Source organism: Xenophilus azovorans DSM 13620 (assembly GCF_000745855.1).
In the GTDB taxonomy this organism is placed as follows: Bacteria; Pseudomonadota; Gammaproteobacteria; order Burkholderiales; family Burkholderiaceae_C; genus Xenophilus; species Xenophilus azovorans.
Map to the genome: position 1 here is coordinate 1 of NZ_JQKD01000051.1, position 22,889 is coordinate 22,889.

20 protein-coding genes are annotated in these 22,889 nt (G+C 70.5%); 7 read left to right on the top strand and 13 right to left on the bottom strand.

Annotated elements, in window-relative coordinates; genetic code table 11:
- Positions 1-21: 21 nt before the first annotated feature.
- From Q392_RS21775 to Q392_RS21815, 9 genes are all read right to left on the bottom strand, one after another.
- The gene (locus tag Q392_RS21775; protein ID WP_169748328.1) at positions 22-948 is read right to left on the bottom strand and encodes an IS110 family RNA-guided transposase; all 927 of its coding nucleotides are present in this window, start codon (positions 946-948) and stop codon (positions 22-24) included.
- A gap of 346 nt (positions 949-1,294) precedes the next feature.
- The gene (locus tag Q392_RS21780) at positions 1,295-2,329 is read right to left on the bottom strand and encodes a LacI family DNA-binding transcriptional regulator (protein WP_038212290.1); all 1,035 of its coding nucleotides are present in this window, start codon (positions 2,327-2,329) and stop codon (positions 1,295-1,297) included.
- A complete protein-coding gene (locus tag Q392_RS21785; protein ID WP_038212292.1) occupies positions 2,326-3,306 on the bottom strand; it encodes a 2-hydroxyacid dehydrogenase in 981 nt (326 codons plus the stop codon). Before Q392_RS21785 ends, Q392_RS21780 begins: the two co-directional genes overlap by 4 nt.
- Before the next feature lie 25 nt (positions 3,307-3,331).
- A complete protein-coding gene (locus Q392_RS21790) occupies positions 3,332-4,285 on the bottom strand; it encodes a sugar kinase (RefSeq protein ID WP_038212294.1) in 954 nt (317 codons plus the stop codon).
- On the bottom strand, positions 4,282-5,031 hold the full coding sequence (locus tag Q392_RS21795) for a sugar phosphate isomerase/epimerase family protein (protein WP_038212297.1): 750 nt from the start codon (positions 5,029-5,031) through the stop codon (positions 4,282-4,284). Before Q392_RS21795 ends, Q392_RS21790 begins: the two co-directional genes overlap by 4 nt.
- A 2-nt stretch (positions 5,032-5,033) precedes the next feature.
- Entirely contained in the window at positions 5,034-5,801 is a 768-nt protein-coding gene (locus Q392_RS21800; protein ID WP_038212298.1) for an amino acid ABC transporter ATP-binding protein, read from the bottom strand.
- A 135-nt stretch (positions 5,802-5,936) separates the two neighbouring features.
- Entirely contained in the window at positions 5,937-6,722 is a 786-nt protein-coding gene (locus tag Q392_RS21805; RefSeq protein WP_038212300.1) for a transporter substrate-binding domain-containing protein, read from the bottom strand.
- Between the two features lie 38 nt (positions 6,723-6,760).
- Complete coding sequence (locus Q392_RS21810; RefSeq protein WP_038212301.1) at positions 6,761-7,414, bottom strand: amino acid ABC transporter permease; 654 nt, start codon at positions 7,412-7,414, stop codon at positions 6,761-6,763.
- A 19-nt stretch (positions 7,415-7,433) separates the two neighbouring features.
- The gene (locus tag Q392_RS21815; protein ID WP_038212303.1) at positions 7,434-8,105 is read right to left on the bottom strand and encodes an amino acid ABC transporter permease; all 672 of its coding nucleotides are present in this window, start codon (positions 8,103-8,105) and stop codon (positions 7,434-7,436) included.
- A 347-nt stretch (positions 8,106-8,452) separates the two neighbouring features.
- On the opposite strand from Q392_RS21815, the gene Q392_RS21820 reads away from it, so the two are divergent.
- The 7 genes from Q392_RS21820 to Q392_RS21850 all read left to right on the top strand — a co-directional run bounded on the left by Q392_RS21820 (position 8,453) and on the right by Q392_RS21850 (position 17,812).
- Positions 8,453-8,773, top strand: coding sequence for a hypothetical protein (locus Q392_RS21820; protein ID WP_038212305.1), 321 nt, complete (start codon positions 8,453-8,455; stop codon positions 8,771-8,773).
- Entirely contained in the window at positions 8,773-9,546 is a 774-nt protein-coding gene (locus Q392_RS21825) for a YjbF family lipoprotein (RefSeq protein ID WP_084217324.1), read from the top strand. Before Q392_RS21820 ends, Q392_RS21825 begins: the two co-directional genes overlap by 1 nt.
- A 47-nt stretch (positions 9,547-9,593) precedes the next feature.
- Positions 9,594-12,608: a YjbH domain-containing protein gene (locus Q392_RS21830; RefSeq protein WP_245610776.1), complete on the top strand. Its 3,015-nt coding sequence runs from the start codon at positions 9,594-9,596 to the stop codon at positions 12,606-12,608.
- Between the two features lie 22 nt (positions 12,609-12,630).
- Positions 12,631-13,074, top strand: coding sequence for a low molecular weight protein-tyrosine-phosphatase (locus tag Q392_RS21835; protein ID WP_038212307.1), 444 nt, complete (start codon positions 12,631-12,633; stop codon positions 13,072-13,074).
- Entirely contained in the window at positions 13,071-15,326 is a 2,256-nt protein-coding gene (locus tag Q392_RS21840; RefSeq protein ID WP_038212309.1) for a polysaccharide biosynthesis tyrosine autokinase, read from the top strand. Before Q392_RS21835 ends, Q392_RS21840 begins: the two co-directional genes overlap by 4 nt.
- A 22-nt stretch (positions 15,327-15,348) precedes the next feature.
- Positions 15,349-16,293 carry a GDP-L-fucose synthase gene (gene fcl, locus Q392_RS21845; RefSeq protein WP_038212311.1) on the top strand — a complete coding sequence of 315 codons (945 nt, stop codon included), beginning with the start codon at positions 15,349-15,351 and terminating at the stop codon, positions 16,291-16,293.
- Between the two features lie 67 nt (positions 16,294-16,360).
- The gene (locus tag Q392_RS21850; RefSeq protein WP_038212312.1) at positions 16,361-17,812 is read left to right on the top strand and encodes a hypothetical protein; all 1,452 of its coding nucleotides are present in this window, start codon (positions 16,361-16,363) and stop codon (positions 17,810-17,812) included.
- Between the two features lie 16 nt (positions 17,813-17,828).
- Here the strand turns inward: Q392_RS21850 and Q392_RS21855 are convergent, their stop codons facing one another.
- Genes Q392_RS21855 through Q392_RS21870 form a run of 4 tightly spaced genes read right to left on the bottom strand, consistent with a single transcriptional unit; the run spans position 17,829 to position 22,829 of the window.
- Positions 17,829-19,856 carry an acyltransferase family protein gene (locus Q392_RS21855; RefSeq protein ID WP_051953844.1) on the bottom strand — a complete coding sequence of 676 codons (2,028 nt, stop codon included), beginning with the start codon at positions 19,854-19,856 and terminating at the stop codon, positions 17,829-17,831.
- Positions 19,857-19,876: 20 nt separating this feature from the next.
- Positions 19,877-20,473: an LbetaH domain-containing protein gene (locus tag Q392_RS21860; RefSeq protein ID WP_038212316.1), complete on the bottom strand. Its 597-nt coding sequence runs from the start codon at positions 20,471-20,473 to the stop codon at positions 19,877-19,879.
- On the bottom strand, positions 20,470-21,594 hold the full coding sequence (locus Q392_RS31425) for a glycosyltransferase family 4 protein (protein ID WP_051953845.1): 1,125 nt from the start codon (positions 21,592-21,594) through the stop codon (positions 20,470-20,472). The genes Q392_RS21860 and Q392_RS31425 overlap by 4 nt, the downstream gene beginning before the upstream one ends.
- Complete coding sequence (locus Q392_RS21870) at positions 21,591-22,829, bottom strand: hypothetical protein (protein WP_211260277.1); 1,239 nt, start codon at positions 22,827-22,829, stop codon at positions 21,591-21,593. The genes Q392_RS31425 and Q392_RS21870 overlap by 4 nt, the downstream gene beginning before the upstream one ends.
- Between the last annotated feature and the right edge of the window lie 60 nt (positions 22,830-22,889).

Sequence of the window (22,889 nt, forward strand, 5' to 3'; positions counted from 1 at the left end):
GCTGAGGTTCTATGGTCCGCGTCAAGCGATCTTGACCGCCTGGTGGAGAGTCGGATCGAAGGTTGCGCGGTTTTTGAACAGGCTGAAGGCCACACGCACGAGCTTGCGGGCCAGCACCACCAGGGCTGCCGTGCGCGGCAAGCCCTTGGCGATCTCGCGCGCATAGACCTCGCGCCAGGCCGCCGTTCGGGACGCGGACATCGCCGCATTGAACATCAGCCGCCGCAGCTCGGCCGGCCCGCGCTTGGACAGCCTGCGCACACCCCGCTTGTGGCCCGAGTCCATCGGGCGCGGATCCAGCCCGGTGAAGGCCACCACCGCGTCAGCGCTCGCCTGAGCCAGGCGTGTGAACAGCACGAGCAGGGCCGCGCCGCTGAGCGCCCCCACGCCCGGCACCGAGGTGATGCTGCCCAGCGCCTGCTGCGCGCCCTGGATGCCTTGGGCCACCTGGGCGATGCGCTTGTCCAACGTCTGCAGTACCTGTGTCAGGGGCAGCATCACCTGGGGCAGCAACGCCCGGGTCACCGGGTCCTCGCCCATGCTCTGGCGCAGCGCGCCCTGGTGACGCACCAGCGCCGCTCGTCGGCGCAGCAGGCTGTCCAGTTCGGCCAGCGCCGGGGGCACGGGCTGCCAGCTGCGCAACTGCGCGTGCTCATGGGCCAGGTAGCGGGCAATCACCTGCGCATCGAGCCGGTCGGTCTTGCCGCGCTGGCCCACGCCTCGCGCGTAGTGGCTCACATCCCGCGGATTGAGCACATGCACCTGCAGCCCCTGAGCGTGGGCCAGGCGCGCCAGCAGCAGGTGGTAGCGGCCGGTGGACTCCATGGCCAGGCACGAGCCCGGCGGTACCTGCGCCAGCCATTGCGCGATGGCCGGGGCGTTGTTGGCGATGCGCCGCACGCCGGCCTTGTCGCCGTGCACGGCAATGTCCAGGTGGGTGCTGGCCACATCGGCCCCAAGATGCCAGATCGTCTGGCTTGTCAGCCTGGGATGCATGGTGACAATGCAAAGGCCGGGGCGGGGCTCGTGCAACGGCGTCAGCTTGCAGGCATCGGCGCTCGCCAAGGCGGCGCCGGGTTCCTTATCGACGCTCGGTGCAAGGGTGGGACGTTGCTCAGTGGGTGGGTCGATGCCTCTACATCGCCCAGGCCTGTCGATGTCCCTCCACCCCGGCGCCTTGCCCTTTCTCCAATGGTTGTTGCGGTGGCAAAACCATACAAGCCTGTCGAAGCCCGCTACCACGCTTCGACAGGCTCAGCGCGAACGGCCGGGGGTGGCGGACCGCGCTTCGATCTCAGTCGGGGGCAGCCGACGACCCCCGCACCTGCAGCGCCCCCGGCAGCAGCATCTGCCGCGCCGGCCCCTCCAGCCCGTGCAGCCGCTCGATCAGGCAGGTCGCCGCCGCCCGGCCGATCTCGTCGGTGGGCTGCGCGATGGTCGACAGGCCCGGGCCGATGAGCTGCGCCCACTCGGGGTCGTCGAAGCCGACGAAGCCCAGCTCCCGCCCGAACTGCCAGCCCAGCCGCCGCATGGCCGCCGCCACGCGCAGCGTGACGACCGCGTTGCCGGCGACGACAGCCGGCCGCCGCGTCCTGCCGGCGCGGCGGCGCAGGGCGCGCAGCGCATCGTGCAGCGCGTCCTCGGCGCCCTCTTCGCTCTCGAAGACCTCGCCGCGCGCCTGCTTCGGGTGCGCCGCCATGCAGGCCGCGAAGGCGGCGGCCCGCTCGCGCCGCGTGCTCACGCCCTTCTGCGGCTCGGTGACGTACAGCAGCTCGCGCCAGCCGCCGGCCAGCAGGTGCTCGCAGGCCTGCGCCATCGCGCCGGCGTTGTCCAGCGAGACGAAGTCGGCGTGCATGCCGGCATGCCGCCGGTCCACCAGCACCGCCGGTTTGCCGTGCGTGGCCACGGCATCGACCACGCCCGCGCCGCGGCCCAGGGTGTTGAGGATGAAGCCGTCCACCTGGTAGCCGGTCAGCGCGTCGATGGCCTCGCGCTCGCGGCCGGACTCGTTGCCCAGGTTGAACAGCATCACCAGGTAGCCGGCCTCCTGGCAGGCCTTCTCGGCGCCGCGCAGCACGGCCACCGAGTACGGGTTGGTGATGTCGGCCACGATCAGGCCGATGAGGCGCGAGCGCCCGCGGCTGAGCGCCTGCGCCATCGGGCTGGGCACGTAGCCGAGCTGCTCGGTGGCGGCCTGCACGCGGGCAGCGATGTCGTCGGACAGCAGCCGCTCGCGGTGGTTGAAGAAACGCGAGACGGTGGCCTTGGAGACGCCGGCGGCACGCGCCACGTCGGCGATGGTGGCGCGGCGCGGGGCTCCCCTGTTCATGCCGCGGACGTGTCGTAGAGCGCCGCCGGCCGCCGGCCCGCCAGTGCGTCCAGCAGGTTGCTGGTGGCCAGCTCGGCCATGGCGTGCCGCGTCTCGTGCGTGGCCGAGCCGATGTGCGGCAGCGGCGTCACGCGCGGATGGGTGCGCAGCGGCGAATCGGCGGGGAGCGGCTCCTTCGCGAACACGTCCAGCCCGGCGGCGCGCAGGCGGCCGCCGTCCAGCGCGGCGAGCAGCGCAGCCTCGTCCACCGTCTGGCCGCGGCCGCCGTTGATGAAGACGGCGCCGGGCTTCATCTGCGCGAAGACGCCGGCGTCGATCATCCCGCGCGTGTGCTCCGTCAGCGGCAGCATCGCCACCACGAAGTCGGATTGCGCCAGCAGCTCCGCCAGCGGCGTGTGGACCGCCCTGCCCTGCAGCTCGGGCGCCTGCGCCGCCAGGTCGACCGGCCGGCGCGCGTGGTAGCGCACCGGCATGCCGAAGCCCAGCGCCGCGCGCCGCGCGATGGCCTGGCCGATGCGGCCGAAGCCCAGCAGCCCGAGCGTCTTGCCGTGCACGTCGTGGCCGAACAGGTCCTCGCCGATGTTCTTCGTCCAGCGGCCCTCGCGCACCAGGTTCGCCAGCTCGACGACGCGGCGGCTGGTCGCCATCAGCAGCGCGAACACGGTGTCGGCCACCGTCTCGTCGAGCACGCCGGGCGTGTGGGCGAGCAGGATGCCGCGGCGGTGCAGCTCGGCCAGCGCGTAGTTGTCCACGCCGACCGAGACGCTGGAGACCGCCTCCAGCTTCGGCGCGCGGTCCAGCACGGCGGCGTCGATGGGGAAGCTGGAGCCGATCAGGCCGTGCGCTTCGGGCAGCGCGGCGTCGAAGGCGGCGCGGTCCTGCTTGGGGTCGGCCACCGTCACGTCGTGCACGGCCTGCAGGCGGGCCAGCTGGTCGGGCGGCAGCTCGCGGAAGACGAGGATGTTCTTGCGGGTCATGGTGAGGTCGATCGTAGGGCCTGCGTCACAGGTCAGCCGCGTCCAGCTCGGCGCGGGTGGGCAGGCCCTCCGTGTCGCCGAGCACCTGCACGGCGCGTGCGCCGATCCACGCGCCGCGGCGCACCGCCTCGGGCACGCTGCGGCCTTCGAGCAGCGCGCTGACCACGCCGGCGGCGAAGCCGTCGCCGGCGCCCACGGTGTCGACCACCTCCTTCACGGGGAAGCCTTCGACGTGCCCCGCGCCCGCCGTGTCGCTGTCGTAGTACGCGCCGTCGGGACCGAGCTTGACCACCACCAGCTTCGCGCCGCGCCCGCGGTAGAAGCGCGCCACGCCTTCGGGCGTCGCCTCGCCGGTGAGCAGGCGGCCTTCTTCCATGCCAGGCAGCACCCAGTCGGCGCGCGCCGCCAGGTCGTTGATGCATTCGCGCATGCGCGCCTCGCTGGCCCACAGCGTGGGGCGCAGGTTGGGATCGAAGGAGATGCTGCGGCCGGCCGCGCGCATGATCTCCATGCTGCGCAGCGCCGTCGGCAGCGTGGTGTCGGAGACGGCGGCGAACACGCCGGTCGCGTGCAGGTGGCGCGCCGAGCGCAGCCAGGCCTCGTCGATGTCCTCCGGCCGCATGTGGCTCGCGGCCGATCCCTTGCGGTGGTACTCCACCGGCGGGTCGCTGCCGTCGGTGACGCGGCCCTTGAACTGGAAGCCGGTGCGCTGCGCCGCGTCGCAGATGACGTGCGAGCAGTCGATGCCCTCGGCCTGCATGGTGGCCAGCAGCGCGCGGCCCATCGAGTCGGTGCCCAGGCGGCTGGCCCAGCCCACCTTGAGGCCCAGGCGCGCCAGGCCGATGGCCACGTTGGTCTCGGCGCCGGCGGTGCGCCGGTGGAACATCGTCGCGTGCTCGATGGGGCCGGGCTCGGCCGCCACCAGCAGCAGCATGGCCTCGCCGAAGGTGGCGACGTCGAAGGCGGTGGGTTCGGTCATGGGCATCCTCTCGCGGTGCGCACCTGTGCCAGCTGGGCCTGCGTGACGGCCAGCAGGTCGTTACCGGCCAGAGGGTATTCGATCGCATGCGGCACCTCGGCCGGCAGCGCACGCAGCACGGCGCGCCAGGGCGCGGTGGAATCCGCCAGCGGCACGGCCACCCACTTGTCGGGCCGGCGCTGCACGCCCTTGCAGTGCACGTAGCGCACCTGCGGCGCGAAGGCGCGCGCCGCCTCCAGCGGGCACTCGCCCAGCCAGTGCCAGTTGCCCATGTCGAAGGTCATGCCCAGGTCGAGGCCGGCCGCGTGCTGCGCCGCGAAGAAGCGCTGCAGCGCATCGAGCGTGCCGGCCGAGGGCGTCTGGTCGTTCTCGATCAGCAGCTCCACCGGCTGCGCCGCCAGGCGCTCGCGCAGCGCGACGAGGCCATCACGGGAACGCGCAGCGTCGAAGCCGCCGATCGCCATCTTCAGGCGCGGCGCCTGCAGCAGCGCGGCGCGGCGCAGGCCTTCGTCCAGCGCGGCCGCGTCGAGCGCGCCGCCGGGCGCGAACAGCCCGTCGGGGCTGGAGTAGACGGCCGCCCGGCCACGCAGTCCGGCCAGCTCCACGGCGGGATCGCGCAGCAGCTCGCCGCGCACCTCCACGCCGTCGGCGCCGGCCTCGATCGCCAGCTCGGTGCACCAGCGCTGGCCGTGGCGCAGCAGCTCGGCCGCGCCGAAGGACGACAGCGAGATCAGCAGCACGGCCATCGTCAGTGGTGCGAGCTCAGGATCTGCCCGAGGAACTGGCGCGTCTTCTCGCTGCGCGGATTGCCGAAGAACTCAGCCGGCGGCGCCTGCTCGATGATGCGGCCGTCGGCCATGAAGATCACGCGGTCGGCCACGCTGCGGGCGAAGCCCATCTCGTGCGTCACGCACAGCATGGTCATGCCGTCCTCGGCCAGGCCGATCATGGTGTCGAGCACTTCCTTGACCATCTCCGGGTCGAGCGCGGAAGTGGGCTCGTCGAAGAGCATGATCTTCGGCGCCATGCACAGCGCGCGGGCGATGGCCACGCGCTGCTGCTGGCCGCCCGAGAGCTGGCTCGGGTACTTGTTGGCCTGCTCGGGGATGCGCACGCGGGTGAGGTACTTCATCGCCACCTCCTCCGCCTGCGCCTTGGTCATGCCGCGCGAGCGCATCGGCGCCAGCGTGCAGTTCTGCAGGATCGTGAGGTGCGGGAACAGGTTGAACTGCTGGAACACCATGCCCACCTCGGCGCGCACCGCGTCCACGTTCTTCCCGCCGGCCGTCAGCTCGATGCCGTCCACCACGATGCGGCCCTGCTGCACCGTCTCCAGCCGGTTGATGCAGCGGATCAGCGTGGATTTGCCCGAGCCCGAGGGGCCGCAGATGACGATGCGCTCGCCCGCGCGCACCGAGAGGTCGATGCCGGTGAGCACCTGGAATTCGCCATACCACTTGTTCACCCCTTCGAGGCGGATGATGGGTTCGGAGGTATCGGACGTCGTGGGAGTCATGTGTCGATTCCGCGGCGAGCGCAGCGAAGCCCCTCCGGGTGCACTCGCGGAGCCGGCTTTGCCGGGCCGCCGAGTGCGCCCCCTTGAGGGGGGATTCGGCTACACGAAGTGAGCAAGAAACGGGGGTGGGTCAGTTCAGAACTTCGGGAAGTCGCTCTTGAGCCACTTCTGGTAGAGCTTGTTCAGCTCGCCGTTGGCGGTGTTCTTCGCGACGAACTCGTTCACGTTCTTCAGCAGGTCGTCCTGGCCGGGGCGCATGGCGATGGCCATGGCCTGCTGCACCAGGGTGAACTTGTTCTCGAAGGTGCCGGCCGGCACGCGCTGGGCGATCTGCGCCGCCACCGTCACCGAGCAGCCGATGGCATCGACCTGGCCGGAGATCAGCGCCTGCATGGCCGAGGCGTCGTCGTCGAAGCGGCGGATCTCGGTGCCCTCGGGCGCCGACTTGGTGACGGCCACGTCCTGCGTGCTGGCGCGGGCCACGCCCACGCGCACGCCCTTGAGGTCGGCCGCGCTCTTGATCGCCGCGTCCTTCTTGCCGTAGAGCACGATGGTCGCGGCCGCGTAGGGCTGGCTGAACTGCACCTGCTTGGCGCGCTCGGGCGTGACGGCCAGCGAGGCCACCAGCAGGTCGACCTTGTTGGTCAGCAGGAAGGGGATGCGGTTGGGGCCGGTGACGGGCACGATGTTGGCCTTCACGCCCCAGTCCCTGGCCAGCAGCTTGGCCACGTCGGCGTCGTAGCCGTCGGGCTGGTTCTGCGCGTTGGTGGTGCCGTAGGGCGGGAAGTCCACCAGCATGCCGATGGTGATCTCGCCCTTCTTCTTGATGTCGGCCACGGTCTGGGCCGAGGCCAGCGGAGCGAAGGCGGTGGCGCAGGCGGCCAGGGTCAGGGCCAGGGTGGCGCGGCGGGTGAAGGTCATGCGGGGTCTCCTTGGGTTGAGTCGGGATGGGGAAGGGTTCAGCGGGCCAGCGCCTGGGCGCGCCGGCGCTCCATGCGCGCCGCCAGCAGCGACAGCGGCCAGCAGATCGCGAAGTAGATAGCGGCCACGGTGGCGAACACCGGCAGCGGCTGGAAGGTGGCGTTGTTGATGATCTGGCCGGCCCGCGTGACCTCGGTGAAGCCGATGATGGCCGCCAGCGAGGTGCCCTTGATGATCTGCACCAGGTAGCCCACGGTGGGCGGCAGCGCGATCTTGAAGGCCTGCGGCAGGATCACGTCGCGCATGCGGGCCGCATACGAGAGGTTGAGCGCCTGCGCCGCCTCCCACTGGCCGCGCGGGATGGCCTCGATGCAGCCGCGCCAGATCTCGGCCAGGAAAGCGGCGCTGTTGAGCACCAGCGCGATGCCGGCGGCGATCCACGGGTTGATGTCGAAACCCAGCACCGGCGCGCCGAAGAAGATCAGGAACAGCTGCAGCAGCAGCGGCGTTCCCTGGAAGATCTGGATGAAGCCGCGGGCCAGGCCGCGCGCCGCGGCGTTCTCGGACACGCGGGCCAGCGCGGTCGCCAGCCCCAGCACGGCGCCACCGGCGAAGGCGATGGCCGACAGCGCCAGCGTCCACTGGGCCGCTTGCAGGATGAACAGGAATTCGGGAAAGCCGAAGGTGCGCATGATGGTCGTCTCCTTCGGCTCAGCGGCGGTCCGGGTAGTGAAGGAGGTGCTGGTAGACCAGCTTGAACAGCGCCGAGAAGGCCAGCGCCAGCGCCAGGTAGATGCCCGCCACGACGATGTAGATCTCGAAGCTCCGGAAGGTCTGCGACTGCAGGTTGGCCGCCACCGAGGTGAGGTCGTCCGCCGAGATCACCGACACCACGGCCGAGCTGAGCATCAGCAGGATGAACTGGCTGGTCAGCGCCGGGTAGATGGCCTTGAGCGCCGGCTTGATGACGATGAAGCGGAAGATCTCCCAGCCCTTGAGATTGAGCGCGCGGCCCGCCTCGATCTGCCCCTTGGGGATGGACTCGATGCCGGCGCGGATGATCTCGGTGGCGTAGGCGCCCAGGTTGACGACCATTGCCGTCAGCGCCGCCGTGTAGGGCGACCAGCGCAGGCCCACCGCCGGCAGCGCGAAGAAGAAGAAAAACAGCTGCACGAGGAAGGGCGTGTTGCGGATCACCTCGATGTAGGCGTTGACGATGAAGCGCAGCCACGCCGGCCCCGAGGTCTTGCCCCAGGCGCACAGCACCGCCACCGCCAGCCCGATGAGCGTGGCGGTGAGCGAGAGCTGGATGGTGATCCACGTGCCCTTGAGCAGCAGGGGCCACGCGGCGAACACGGCATCGAACTGGAACTGGTAATTCACGGACGGCAGGCGCCGGAAGGCGCTCGGCGGGTTTCGGTGCCGGAAGTGTATGAAACCGGTTTCAGTTGCGTCGACAGGGGTTTACCCGCAATAGATCTTGCGCCATCACCGGATCCGTCGGAAGGGCCATGACCGAAGTGCGCAGGCGACCGGAAAAAGGCTGCGCGCGCGGTCGCGCAAGACAGCCTCGAAAGCATGTGCCCGCCATCCGATTTTTTTGCGCCGAAATGTCGTAAGTTGGTGCTACTCTTAGGTTTTTCGGCAACATCCGCTAACACCGTTCGACCGGTGTGGACAGCATGCCATGCTAAGCTTTTTGCCAGTCTTTCCTTGAAAGAAGTGCACCCATGAAGCTCAGCCATCTGATCTCCGGCCTGGCCATCGCTGGGCTCGCCAGCACCCCTGCGCTGGCCCAATCGAATACCAACGGCGCCCCGGCCTCTCAGGCTCCCCAGGCGACCCAAACCACCCCGGGCGCGCAAGCCGCGCAAGGGGCCCGCGGCGGTCTCACCACCGGCGAGGCAGTCGGCCTGGGCGTCGGAGGCAGCGTCCTGCTCGCGACGGCCCTCGGCGGCGGCAGCGGCAACCGGGGCTTCTTCTTCCTGCCTCCCACCGGCACGACGGGCACCACGGGCACGGGCACCGGCTCCACGGGCACCACGCGCTGATGCGGCGCGCCCTCCTGCGTGAGGGCTGCCGACCGCCGGCCAGCCGCATCGGGCTGACCGTTCGCACCCTGGGATGCTGCACGCTGGCGGCATCCCTTCTCGTTGCCGGCGGGTGCACTTCGGGTGGCCGCGCCCTGCTGGCCACGGCGTCGCACATGTATGGCGACGCATCCGTCGAAGCATCTTCGCCGCCACAGAACTCGCAGCTCAACTTCAACTATTTGCGCGCCCATCTCGGCAAGCGCGAGATCTACCTCGCGCTCGGCTATGTCGATCCGCTGCCCGAAGGCCCCACCGAGGTGTGGTACAGCGGATCCGGCGAGGTGCTGCGCATACGACAGGGAAGGATCGTGGGCACCACAGGCCTCACCACCGATTGGCGTGCCGTGCGCTTTTCATCAACCAGGCCTTCGTGGGCCGCGTTGGCAAGCCGCCCGGACATGCCCGTGCGCTTCACGCGCGAACGCGACCTCATGCCCGGCTACCGCTTCGGCGTGCGGGACGAAGTGCGCGTGACGGCCATCGCGCCCCCGGCACGCAGCCGGATGGCGCAGCAGCACGCGGCGCCCGTGCAGTGGTTCGAGGAAGGCAGCACCACCGTCCCCGCCAGCGACGCGCTGCCACCGGCGCGCTTCGCCGTGACGCGCGTCGACGACGGCGGCGAGCCCCAGGTGGTGTATTCCGAGCAATGCCTCACCCGGGACCTGTGCCTGAGCCTGGAGCGCTGGAAACCCGCGCCCGCCGGCGAGGCAGCGGCGGCCACCGGTTCATGACGCGCACCGGTCCGTCGTCCGCGCCCCACCCCCTGCGTCTTGGCACCATGGCCACGGCTGCCGCCCTGTTCGCACTCGCCGGCTCCGCCGCAGGTGCCGCGGAGCCTGCGCACGCAAGCGACGCCGCGCAGCTCACCGGCCATCCGGCGGACATCCGGCCGGGCGAACGGCTGAGCCGATGGCTGCTGCGCCAGCCGGACGGGCAGCAGGTCGCCAACCCCGGCCTGGCCTGGCAGATACGCGACGAGGAATTCGCCCAGCGGCACCTGAAGAACACGCTGCTGGTGCAACTGGAAGCCTGGGTGCAGGAGGCCCGCTCCGGGCCCGAGCGCAGCGACCGCGAGCGCCTGCGCGCCTGGATCGACAGCCTGCCCGTCACCGGCCGCGTGGCGCTGGGCATCGTCGATCCGCGCTGGCTCGAGGCCAACCCCACGGAAGACCCGGTCCTCGGCGCGGGCCAGCGGCTCGTGCCCTCGGCCTGGCCGCTGCGCAGCGTGGCGGTGGTCCTGCCCGACGGCCGCCTGTGCCGCGTGGCGCACGAACCCGGCCGCAACGTGCTGGACTATCTGGCCGCCTGCGGCCTGCAGGACCAGGCCGACCAGGCGTGGCTGGCCCAGCCCGACGGCCGCACCTCGCGCATGGGTGTCGCGCCCTGGAATGCCGGCCCGGTGGACGAGCCCGCGCCCGGCGCCTGGCTGTGGGCGGCGCCGCGCCGCATGCGGCTGCTGGACGGCCTGTCCGAAGGGATGATCAAGTTCCTGGCCACCCAGGGGCCGTCGCCGCAGGAAGACGGCGCATCGGCCGCGTCGGCAGCACCCGGCCAGGCCGCGCGGCTGCCCGAATCCGCCGCCGCGCAGCCGCGCACGCTGGACGTCAGTGCCAACGACTGGGGCGAAATCGGCCTGCTGCAGACGCCCACGGCCCGCATGGAACAGGCCGGCAACCTGCGCGCGACGCTGAGCAACGTCTATCCGTACAGCCGCCTCAGCTTCATGTTCCAGCCCTTCGACTGGATGGAAGGAGGCTTTCGCTACAGCTCCATCTCGAACCGCATCTACGGCATCACCGACCAGCAGTCCTACAAGGACAAGAGCATCGACCTGAAGCTGCGCCTGCTCAAGGAGTCCGCCTACGTGCCCCAGGTGGCGCTGGGCTTCCGCGACTTCGGCGGCACCGGCCTGTTCTCCAGCGAATACCTGGTCGCCAGCAAGCGCTGGAACGACTTCGACTTCAGCCTCGGCATCGGCTGGGGCTACATGGCGCGCAGCGGCAACATCCGCAACCCCTTCCGGCTGTTCGGCGACCGCTTCGCCACGCGCCCCACCGACTTCACCACCGGCCAGGCCAGCCTGAGCACGCTGTTCCGCGGCCCCGCCGCGCTGTTCGGCGGCGTGCAGTGGCGCACGCCCTGGGACCCGCTCACCCTCAAGATCGAATACGACGGCAATGACTACCGGAGCGAGCCCTTCGACAACCGGCAGCGCCGCCGCTCCCCGATCAACGTGGGGCTGAGCTACCGCGTCTCGCCCGGCGTCGTGCTGTCCGCCGGCTTCGAGCGCGGCGACAGGGTGATGGTGGGACTGAGCCTGTCGAGCAACCTGGCCCGCTCGTCGATGCCCAAGGTGCTCGACCCGCCGCTGCCGCGCCTGGGCCCGCAGGCGCCGCTGCACCCGCCCGGCTGGGCCGTGACGGCCGCCGCGATCGAGGAGCAGACGGAGTGGACCGTGACCCACATCGCCCCGCAGGGCGAGGCGCTGCACGTCTGGGCCACCGAGGCCGACGCCACCTACCGCGACGCCCGGGCGCAGCGCGCCGCGGCGGTGCTTCACGCCGCCGCGCCGGAGAACATCCGCCGCTTCGTGCTGCACTTCAGCGAGCGCGGCCTGCCCAGCCATGCCCGTGTGATCGAGCGCGCCGAGTGGGTGACGCAACGCCTCGTGCCCCTGCTGCCGCGGCAGGCGCGCGTGCCTGCATCGGAGGACTACGGGCCGGCATCCACCCATGCCACGCCGGACGATCTGCCCGCATCGGTGCGTGCCCCGGCCGGCGCGGGCGAAGCAGCCGATGCGGCCGGCGCGGGTGCCGCTGCCGCCACCGCGTCAGCCGCCGGCAGCGTGCCCCAGGGCCTGCCGGGACACACAGGCGCCGACGGCGTGTGGACGCGCCAGCGCGACCGGTTCACCTGGGGCGTGGGGCCGTACTTCAGCCCCATCGTCGGCGGGCCCGACGCCTTCGTCCTCTACCAGCTCGGCCTGCAGGCCTCGGCCGAATACCGCTTCAGCGAGCGCACCTGGCTCAGCGGCGCCGTCAACATGCGCCTGGTCGACAACTTCGACAAGTTCACCTACACCGCGCCCAGCAACCTGCCGCGCGTGCGCACCTACCAGCGCGAATACGTCACCTCCGCCCGGGTGACGGTGCCCAACCTGCAGTTGACCCACGTCGGCCAGTTCGCGCGCGACCACTACTACAGCGTCTACGGCGGCCTGCTGGAGAGCATGTTCGCCGGCGTCGGCGCCGAATACCTGTACCGCCCCTGGGGCAGCCGCCTGGCCTTCGGCGTGGACATCAACCGGGTGCGCCAGCGCGGCTTCAAGCAGGACCTGAGCCTGCGCGACTACGAGGTCACCACCGGCCACGCCACCGTGTACTGGGACACCGGCTGGCACGGCGTCATCGCCCGCATCGCCGCCGGCCAGTACCTCGCAGGCGACCGCGGCGTGACGCTGAGCATCGCCCGCCGCTTCGACAACGGGCTGGTGATGGGCGCCTATGCCACCAAGACCAACGTGTCGGCCGAGCAGTTCGGCGAAGGCAGCTTCGACAAGGGCATCTACATCTCCGTCCCGCTGGACGCCCTGCTGCCCCGCTCGACCAAGTTCTCCGTCGGCTTCCAGTGGAACCCGCTCACCCGCGACGGCGGGGCGCCGCTGGCGCGCAGCCAGCAGTTGTACGAGCTGACCTCCGGCGCCGACCGGCAGGCCTTCCGCGCCGGGCCGCCGACGCAGAGCCCGCCGCGCAGCGGAGACAACCTCCTGAACTTCGAGAACCACCCGCGCTGAACACGCCCCACGCCCGCCCAAGATGAAATCCGTCCTCGTCGTGTGCATCGGCAACATCTGCCGCAGCCCCATGGGCCAGGTCCTGCTCGCGCAGGCCCTGCCGGGCGTGTCGGTGTCGTCCGCCGGCACGGGCGCGCTGGCCGGCCATCCGGCCGATGCCGCCGCGCAGGCGCTCATGGCCCGGCGCGGGCTGGACCTCGGCGCCCACCGCGCCCGCCAGATCAGCCCGGAGTTGTGCCGGCAGGCCGACCTCATCCTGGCCATGGACGACACGCAGCGCCGCCACATCGAGGCGCTCTACCCGCCCGCGCGGGGCCGCGTCTTCCGCCTGGGCCACGTCGCGCAGGTCGACGTGCCCGACCCCTACCGCCAGGGCCAGGCCGCCTTCGAGCAGGCGCTCGAACTCATCGACGCAGGCGTGCAGGCCTGGGCCGAACGCATCCGGAAGATCCAGTCACCATCATGAACACCCTCTCCGCCTCCACCGTTCCGCCCGCCACGCCGCAGGCCGCCGCCCCGTACGGCGACCACGACGACATCAACCTGATCGAGTACGTCGACATCCTGATCGACCACAAGTGGTGGATCGCCGGCATCACCGCATTGGCGCTGGCCCTCGGGGTGGCCTACACCCTGCTGGCCACGCCGATCTACCAGTCCAACCTGCTGGTGCAGGTGGAGGACGCGGCGCCCGACACCAAGAGCTTCCTGGGCGACGTCTCCAGCCTGTTCGACGTCAAGACGCCGGCCACCGGCGAGATCCAGGTGCTGCAGTCGCGCATGGTGCTGGGCGCCGCCGTGGACCAGACCCGGCTGTACATCGACGCCCAGCCCCGCTACCTGCCGCTGGTCGGGCGCTGGCTGGCCCACCGGGCCGACGGGCTGTCCACCCCCGGCCTGCTGGGCCTGGGCGGCTACGTCAACGGCACGGAGCGCATCGAGGTCGCCCGCATCGACGTGCCCGAGGCCATGGAGGACGACGAGCCCTTCACGGTGACAGCCGAGGGCGAGGGCCGCTACATCCTGCGCCACGACCTGCTGGACGCTCCCCTGCACGGCACCGTGGGCCAGCTGCTGGAGCAGGACCTGGGCGGCGGCGAGCGCATCGCCGTGCTGATCGAGCGGCTGGACGGCCAGCCGGGCGCGCAGTTCACCGTGCGCCGGGCCTCGCGCCTGCGGACGATCGAGGACCTGCAGGCGCGCCTGCAACTGGCCGAGCAGGGCCGCCAGTCCAACGTGATCAACGTCTCGCTGCAGGACGGCAGCCGCGCCCGGCTGGTCCGCATCCTGAACGCGATCGGCGAGCAGTACGTGCGCCAGAACGTCGAGCGCAAGGCCGCCGAGGCGGAGAAGACGCTGGTCTTCCTCAACCAGCAGCTGCCCGAGTTCCGGCGCCAGCTCGAGACCTCCGAGGACGCCTTCGCCAGCTTCCGCAAGAAGAACGGCACCATCGCCTTCGACGAGGAAGCCAAGGGCGTGCTGAGCCAGACCGTCGACCTGCAGACCAAGCTGCTGGAAGCCCAGCAGCAGCGCCGCGAGACGGTGGCCCGCTTCACCGACCGCAACGTGCGCGTGCAGACCATCGACCGCCAGATCGCCGCCGTGCAGAAGGAGATCGACGGGCTGGAGGGCCGCGTGCGCCGCATGCCGGCGATCCAGCAGGAGGCGCTGCGCCTGGAGCGCGACGTGCGGGTGAACGCCGAGCTGTACCAGTCGCTGCAGAACAACGCGCTGCAGATGCGCCTGGTCAAGGAGGGCAAGACCGGCAACGTGCGCCTGCTGGACAAGGCGACGACGCCCAAGGACCCCGTGAAGCCGAAGAAGGCGATCGTCATGGCCACCATGCTCGCCCTGGGCCTGCTGGCCGGCGCGGTGCTGGCCATCGTGCGGGCGCGCTTCCTGCGCGGCGTGAGCGACCCGCAGGAGATCGAGGCCCACACCGGGCTGAGCGTCTACGCCACCGTGCCCTACGCCGCCGACCAGTCGGCGCTGGACCTGCGCGTCGACGCCGGCGTCCAGGGCGTCCAGCTGCTGGCGGAGCACCAGCCCGACAGCCAGCCCATCGAGGCGCTGCGCAGCCTGCGTGTGGCGCTGCAGTTCGCCGGCCTGGAGGCGGAGAACAACCGCATCCTGGTCACCGGCCCCACGCCGGGCATCGGCAAGAGCTTCATCTCGGCCAACTTCGCGGCCACCCTGGCGCATGCCGGCAAGCGCGTGCTGCTGATCGACGCCGACCTGCGCAAGGGCCACCTGCAGAAGCTGCTCGGGCTGCCGCGCGAGGGCGGCCTGTCGGAACTGCTGTCGGGCGACCTGACGGCGCAGCAGGCCGTGCACGCGGGCGTGCTGCCCAACCTGGACGTGCTGACCACCGGCAGGCTGCCCGTCAACCCGGCGGACATGCTGATGTCCGACACTTTCGTGCGCATGCTCGACACCCTCTCGGCCGCCTACGACACGGTGATCGTCGACACGCCGCCCGTACTGGTGGCGGCCGACACCGCCGCCGTGGCGCCGCACTGCGGCGTGGTGCTGCTGGTCGCGCGCGCGGACCAGACGCAGATGGGCGAGCTCAACGAAAGCGCGCGCCGCCTGGCGCAGGGCGGCAAGCGCGCGAGCGGCGTGGTGTTCAACGGCATGGACCTCACGCGCCGCCACTACGGCAGCTACGGCTACCGCTACGGCGGCTACCGCTACGCGGAATACAAGTACAAGACCTGAACGGATCGAGCGAGGCCCCTCCATGCACACCGATTCCCGCATCTTCGTGGCCGGCCATCGCGGGCTGGTCGGCAGCGCCATCGTGCGGCGCCTGAAGGCCCTGGGCTGCAGCCAGCTGCTGCTGGCCGGACGCGACACGCTGGACCTGCGCGACCGCGACGCCGTCGAGGCCTGGTTTGCCGCCCACCGGCCCGAGTACGTCTACCTGGCGGCGGCCAAGGTCGGCGGCATCCATGCCAACGATACCTATCCGGCGCAGTTCCTGCTGGAGAACCTGCAGATCCAGAACAACGTCATCGATGCCGCGTACCGCCACGGCGCCGCCAAGCTGACCTTCCTCGGCTCGTCGTGCATCTACCCGAAGCTGGCGCCCCAGCCCATCCGGGAGGACTCCCTGCTGACCGGCCCGCTGGAGCCCACCAACGAGTGGTACGCCGTCGCCAAGATCGCCGGCATCAAGCTGTGCCAGGCCTACCGCCGGCAGTACGGCTTCAACGCCATCAGCCTGATGCCGACCAACCTGTACGGCCCGGGCGACAACTTCGACCTGCAGAACTCGCACGTGCTGCCGGCGCTGATCCGCAAGTTCCACGAGGCCAGGCTGCGCGGCGACGGGCAGGTGGTGATGTGGGGCACCGGCACGCCGCGCCGCGAGTTCCTGCACGTGGACGACATGGCCGAGGCCGCGGTCCACCTGACCGAGACCTACGACGGCGAGGACATCGTCAACGTCGGCGTGGGCGAGGACATCAGCATCCGCGAGCTGGCCGGGCTGGTGAAGGACATCACCGGTTTCCGGGGCGAGATCGTCAACGACGCCAGCAAGCCCGACGGCACGCCGCGCAAGCTGCTCGACGTCGGGCGCCTGCACGCCCTGGGCTGGCGCGCGCGGATCGGCCTGCGCGAAGGCATCGAGGACACCTACCGCTGGTTCCTCGGACACCAGGCCGAGCTGCGCAGCGTGTAGCCGCATCCGCCCCTCCCTGCTTCGCAGGCATCGAGGGAACAGCAACCCACTACCGGTCTGCCTCCCCATGAAAACCATCCTGGAAAGCCGGCGCTCCGTCTTTGCCTTCATGGGCGGCGCCGTCCTCGGCTCCACCGCGATCGCGCAGCCCCGGGGCGCCGCCGCCGATACGGCCGCCGGCGCCCAGCCCCCGCAGGACATTGCCAAGGCCCTGTCCCGGAACGGGCTGTTCACGGGCAGCCTCGACACGCCCTACCCGACGCCCACGATCACGCTGGCGCCATCGGCCTCCATCTTCTCCGCCCACCTGGCCGGCGCCCGCGAGCAGAAGTCGCTGCTGGAGTCGCCGGCGAACGCGGCGAACATCAAGATCTCGAACACGATCCTGCGCTCGCCCGGCGGCATCGCCTTCCACCAGAACAAGGCCAACGCCGCCAACACCAAGATCATCGGCAGCAGCATCTTCAGCAGCGGCTACGGCATCCTCGCCAACAGGAACGGCCGCGACTCCGCCTCCTTCCTGGTGATGGGCTCCACGGTGGAGTCCGACACCTCCGACGCCATCGAGTGGAACCAGCCGGACGCCAACTGCAGGGCCTATTCCGCGATCGGGAACTTCCTGTCCGCCAAGCAGGGCGGGTCGGAAGCCACCGCCGGGTTCGCCGTCGGCATCGCCGGGACGCAGAGCCACATCACCGTCGCCAACCAGATCCTGCAGGCCCGCAACGCCGCCATCCACCTGGAGGATGCGCAGGCGCGCGGGGTGGTGGTCGGCAACGCGGCCTCCGAGTGCATGAAGGACGGCTTCACGGCGCAGGCGGGCCCCGGCGGCGCCGGCGACGGCGCCATCGTGGCGACCAACCAGTTCAACGCCGCCGGGTCGAATGCGGGCACCGGCGTCTGGAACATCCACGACAGGAACGGCGTGGTGCGCCTCCATGCGATCTCGTCGAACCGTGCAAGGGGATTCCGGACAGGCTACTGGCTGGACGGCGCCGGCATCCAGGCCACCGAGAACAACATCTCGCTGGACTGCCGGACGGGGCTCAAGCTGGGCAACCAGGCGGTCGGCCTGGGCCACTGGTACAGCCAGAACACCGCCAATCCCGCCACGCTGGGCTCCCTGTCCATCGGCGGCAAGCTGGTCAGCCAGTCGCCGGTGTCGGCGCTGATCGCCCGGTCGGGCAACCCGGCGCCCGGCGGGTACGTCAAGGGCTTCCTGATCCCGCTGGCGCCGTCGGACGCATCGCAGCCCCTCACCGTCTGCCCGCTGCCCACCCGCATGGCGGGCCGGCTGACGATCATGTTCTCGTCCAGTGGCCAGGGGGGCATGATCAGCGCCGACATCGCCTGGAACGGCAAGGAGCTGAACGTGTCGGGCACCGTCTCGCACTTCACCGGCACCGTGAGCGTGGCGGCCCTGCGCGCGGACGACGGCAAGCTCACCGCGCAGCTCGCCGGGAGCGGCGCGGTCACGGCCGGCTACGCCGATTTCGATGGCATCTACTACCAGGCCTAGCCGCTGACCGCCCGCCTCAGGGCGAGCCGCCGCCGATGGCCTGCGCCCACGTCTGCCGCTGCGGCACCCCGGGCGGACCGAAGATGGCGCGGATCATCGGCACGAGCCTGCCGGCGCCGTGCTCGCCGAGGTGGTCGTCGTCGAAGTAGTTCGGCATGCCCTCGTGGGCGCCGTGGCAATGCCGCGCGTCGCACAGCACGGCGGTCGGGTCGATGATCTCGACGCCGCATTGCGCATGCGCCCGGTTCTGCAGCTGCCAGGCGTATGCCTGCCGCGCCCGGTATTCGTCGAGCGTGATGTCGACCTCCTCGTGCCGGCCCAGGATCATGGCCCGGGCCATGGTCCTGGGGACGTTGCGCCTCATCTCGGGGAAGGGGCGGACCATGTAGACCCGCCTGTACTTCCTGAACTCGCAGGCGGTGGCGACCAGGGCATCCGCCAGTTGCCGCCGGTAGTCCTCGTTCCGGGTCTCGAAGGGTTTGTCGAAATAGACCTGCGGCTTCGAGGTCGTGGTCACCTGGTCGCCTTCGTTCTGGCCGTAGGCGTCGACGGAGATCCGGTTGGCGATGACGAGCGGGACATCGGCCGGGAACTGCTTCTGCGCCTCCAGGGCCCACCGGACGAACTGGCTGCACGCGTCCTTCTCCTCGCCGATCCGCCTGCTGTTCAGCAGGGTGCGGCAACCCGAGTAGGTCCAGTCGAGCACGTGCAGGTCCTTGCCGGGCAGGGCGTGCTCGACGGCGCGCACCAGGGTCGCGGCATGGCTGTCGCCCATGACGATCGCGCCGAGCTTCGGCCCCCCGTAGGTGCAGCCTGGCACGCGCGCGGGCGGGGCCGCGTGGCACTCGGCCATGCGCGGGTTCTTGTCCTCGGCGGCGCGGGACACCCGTTCGATCCCGGCGGGCAGGCGCCCTGGTACGCCGCCGGCCGCCACCACAACGACGCAGGGAATGCACAGGCACGCCCAGGCCGCGGGCCGGAAGAAGCGTGCGGGCCGCGCACCGGCCCGGTGCGACAGCGCGTTGGCGGATGTCTTCTCGACATACCGGTAGGACAGACTTCCCAGCACCAGCGACAGCGCCATCCCCGCGCCGAGCGCGACGACCGAGCGCGACAGGCCGGCAAAGCCGAGGATCACCACGACCGGCCAGTGCCAGAGGTAGATCGAATAGGACCGCAGGCCGATCCACTGCGCGACCGTGCTGCCGGTGGCGAAGGAGCCGCGCCTTTGCGCAAGCAGGACGAAGGCCGCGCCGGCGACGGGCAGCAGCGCATGCACCGAGGGCCAGGGCGTCGAACCGTCGAAGGCCGCGAGCGCGGCGACGATCATGGCCAGGCCGGTCCATTCCAGGGCCCGCTGCCCGCCGGGGGACGCAGGGCCCCGCTCCTTCAGGAAGAAGACCAGGCCGCCCGCGATCATTTCCCAGACCCGGGTCGGCAGCAGGAAGAATGCCGAGGACGCGCTCTTGGCCGTCAGGTACCACGACAGCGCGAGCGATGCGAGGCCCAGCAGCGCATAGCACGCGAGCAGGCCCCTGCGGCGCCCGCCGAGGCGCCAGACGACCACCAGCGCCAGCGGCAGCAGCAGGTAGAACTGCCATTCCACCGAGAGCGACCAGGTGTGCAGCAGGAGCTTCTCGTGCGAGTCGGCGTCGAAGTAGCCCGCCTCCCGCCAGAACTTGACGTTGCTCAGGAAAACCAGCGCCAGGAAGGCGTCGAGCGCGAAAGCCCGGTAGTCCGGCGAGGGCAGCCAGAACCAGCCGAGCGCCAGCAGCGCGCAGCACAGCACGCCCAGGGCGGGGACGATCCGCCGGGCGCGGGCCCGGTAGAACGACGCGATGGAGAACCGGTCCGACGCCAGGCCCTCGACGATGATCGACGTCATCAGGAAACCCGAGATCACGAAGAAGACGTCGACCCCGATGAAGCCGCCCTGGAAGCCGGCGACGCCGAAGTGGAACAGCACGACGGACACCACGGCCCAGGCGCGCAGGCCGTTGATGTCGTTGCGAAACGGCCGTGCCGTCGTCGATTCGGAGGTCATGCGGGTGACTCGCTGGAGGCTCAGGCGCCGATCACCTGCGCCTGATGTGGAGCAGGCTGCCGCAGCACGCGCGTCTTGATCCAGCGCGCGGGATTGCCGACATAGACGCCCCAGGGCTCGGCGTCCTTGAAGAGCACGGCGCGCGCGCCGACCACGGCGCCTTCGTTCACGGTCACGCCGGGGCCGACGAAGGCCTCGGCGGCGATCCACGCGTGGGCGCCGATGGCGATGGGTTTCTGGACCAACTGGAAGTTCGGATCGGCGATGTCGTGGGTGCCGGCGCACAGGGAGGCGCCCTGCGAGACCACCGCCTTCTCGCCGATGGTGATCCGGCCCTGGCAGTAGCAGTCCACGCCGGGGCCGAGCACGGCGTACGCGCCCATCGTGAGGTGGGGCGGATACCAGATGCGCGCCTTGCCGTAGACGCGCGCGGTCGGATGCACGTCGGCGCCGAACAGCCGCAGCAGCAGGCCGCGCCAGCGGTGCAGCGGGGGCGGCGTCCAGGCCGCGCACAACAGCCACGCGAGGTTCCAGAGCGCCCGGAACAGCCGGTGGCCGATCGAGTACGAGGCGCCGCCTTCCAGGGGCCGGCTCCTTCCGGCGTCGAGCAGGCTCATGCGGTCCTCCGGGAGGTCTCGCCCGCCGGGCGTTCCGCGGCCTGCCGCAGCACCGCCACGACCCTGCCCGCGAAGGAGCGTTCCGTGAACCTGGCGGCGGCATAGTCGCGGTTGTGCCGTGAGAAGCGATCCACCTCGTCGGGCAGGTGCGCCGAGATCTTGCGCAGCGTCGCCGCCAGCGCCGCGGGGTTGCGGGCCTCGATCACGTGGCCGTGCGACGCATCGACGATGTCCGGGATGCCGGCGTGCGCGGTCGTCACGATGATGTTGCCGGTGGCCAGGCCTTCGAGCAGGGAGATCGGCTGCCCCTCCATGGCGTAGTAGGTCGGCAGCGCGAACACGTTGGCGCCGGCCAGGAGCCGACGCTTCCTGTCACCCGCGACGGCGCCGACGTACGCCGCCTCGGGCATCAGCGCGTCCAGCCTCTTTCGCACCTCGGCCTCCAGGCCCTTCTCGATGTGGCCCGCGATCCGCGCACGGAAGTCCACCTTCTCCCGCTTCAGGACAGCGAGCGCGTCCAGCAGGTCCAGGATGCCTTTTTCCCTCATGAGGTTGCTCAGGTAGAGGATCTCCAGGCGATCGGTGGGCTTGCCGGCTGCTGCGGTGTCCGCGAACAGGTCGTCGCCCGCGAAGTTCTCCACGACGAAGACCCGCTCGCCCGGCAGCAGGTCCTTGAAGTTGCCCCGCAGCGATTCGGAGAGGACGATGCCCGCGGCGGCGTGCGACACGCAGCCGTGGAACAGCCGCTTGCGCAGGCCGGGCAGCTCGGCGTAGTGCCGCCCCAGGTGATTGCCGTGGAGGTGGATCACGTAGGGCTTGCGGCTCCAGCGGGCGAGCAGCATGAAGGGCGCGTACTTCATCAGGCCGAAGAAGGTCTGCCCCGGCGTCAGGTAGACGGCGTCGGCCCGGAGCACGCGCGGCAGGTGCCGGTAGGTGCCCAGGAAGGCCAGCGCCTTGCGCAGGGAGAAGCGCGCCCCCTGCTTCCCGGAGATGGTGGGCGTGGAGGTGTCGATGGCGCGGAAGTCGTGCCCCTCCTCCCGCGCCCTGCGCAGCAGTACCGCGTTCGCGTACGAGCAGCCGTTGATCGGCTCGGGCAGCGGCCCGATCAGCAGGAACCTCATGCCGCCCTCCGCACGGTCCGCACGAAGTGCTCGTCACGGGCCCGGTCGAAGATCCGCGCCGCGATGTACAGCCACAGCGTGTAGAACGCGTACGAATCGAATTGCAGGTAGACCACGAAGGTCGCGAAGAACAGGATCTTCCTGCGCCGGTCGAACAGCATCAGGAGGAGCAGCAGGTAGCCCAGCAGGCCGTGCTCGGCCAGCAGCTTCACGTGCATGCTGTAGGTCAGGCCGTCCTGCCGGACGCGCAGCTGTTCGATTTCGTCGAGGTCGATGGAAGTGGGCATGTTCTGGTAGGCCTTGTCGAAGCCGGATTCGATCGCCTGGCCGCTGTTGCCGAAGCCGAAGCCGATCGCCGCGCTCAGGGGGTGTTCCACCATCCCGTACAGGGCGGCTTCCGAGCGGAACTTCCGGATGAGGGCGGAGGGGTCCGCGACGCCCTCGCCCGAGAGCACGCTCTCGACCCGCTCCACCAGGCGGTTCGACGGCAGCGCGAGGAAGATGGCCAGGCCGCAGACCATCGCGCTGACGGCCTTGATCTTCTTCCTGGACGGCAGGATCAGCAGCAGGCCGCTGCCGAAGAGCGCACAGTCCACCAGCGCCCGCAGCGACGAGCCCGAGACGATGGAGATCAGCAGCAGCAGGACGCCACACGCCAGCAGCAGGGTCCTCGCGCGGCTGCGGGCCGGCGCCAGGATCAGCACGGTGGGGACGATGATGCCCAGCACGTGCAGGCTCACGAAGCTCGGCTCGGTGAAGCTGAACTGGACCTTCTCTGGATAGAAGCGGGCGAAGACCAGGTCGAACGGAAGGGCGGGGCCCCATCCGAGGATGGCCAGGTACTGGGCCAGCCCGCACAGCACGGCGAGCAGGTAGCTCGCCGCCAGCATCGAGATCAGCTTCCTCGAAATCCTCTGCCCTCGCCGCTCGTCGGCCTGCACCAGGAAGATGACATACGAGAACGACACGAGGAGGCCCAGGCCGAGCAGCAGCTTGAACGCGGTCAGCCCGACCAGGCCCGGCTCGAGGCCGAACGCCAGGTAGGAAAGAAACGAGAGGAAGACCAGCCCCTGCAGGAGGATCGCCCGGTTGACCTTGACGCGCAGGAAGTTCGCCGCGAACTCCCGCGGCCGCCAGAGCACGAAGAGGACGGCGGAGGCGAAGAAGAAATAGGGAGAGACGGCCGCCCATCCGAGCGACGGGGCGATCCGCAGGTTGTCGAATGGAATCAGCATCCATCCGGCATAGAACAACAGGAGCGCGAGCTGCCTCATGCCTGGCAGGAAAAGGCGCCG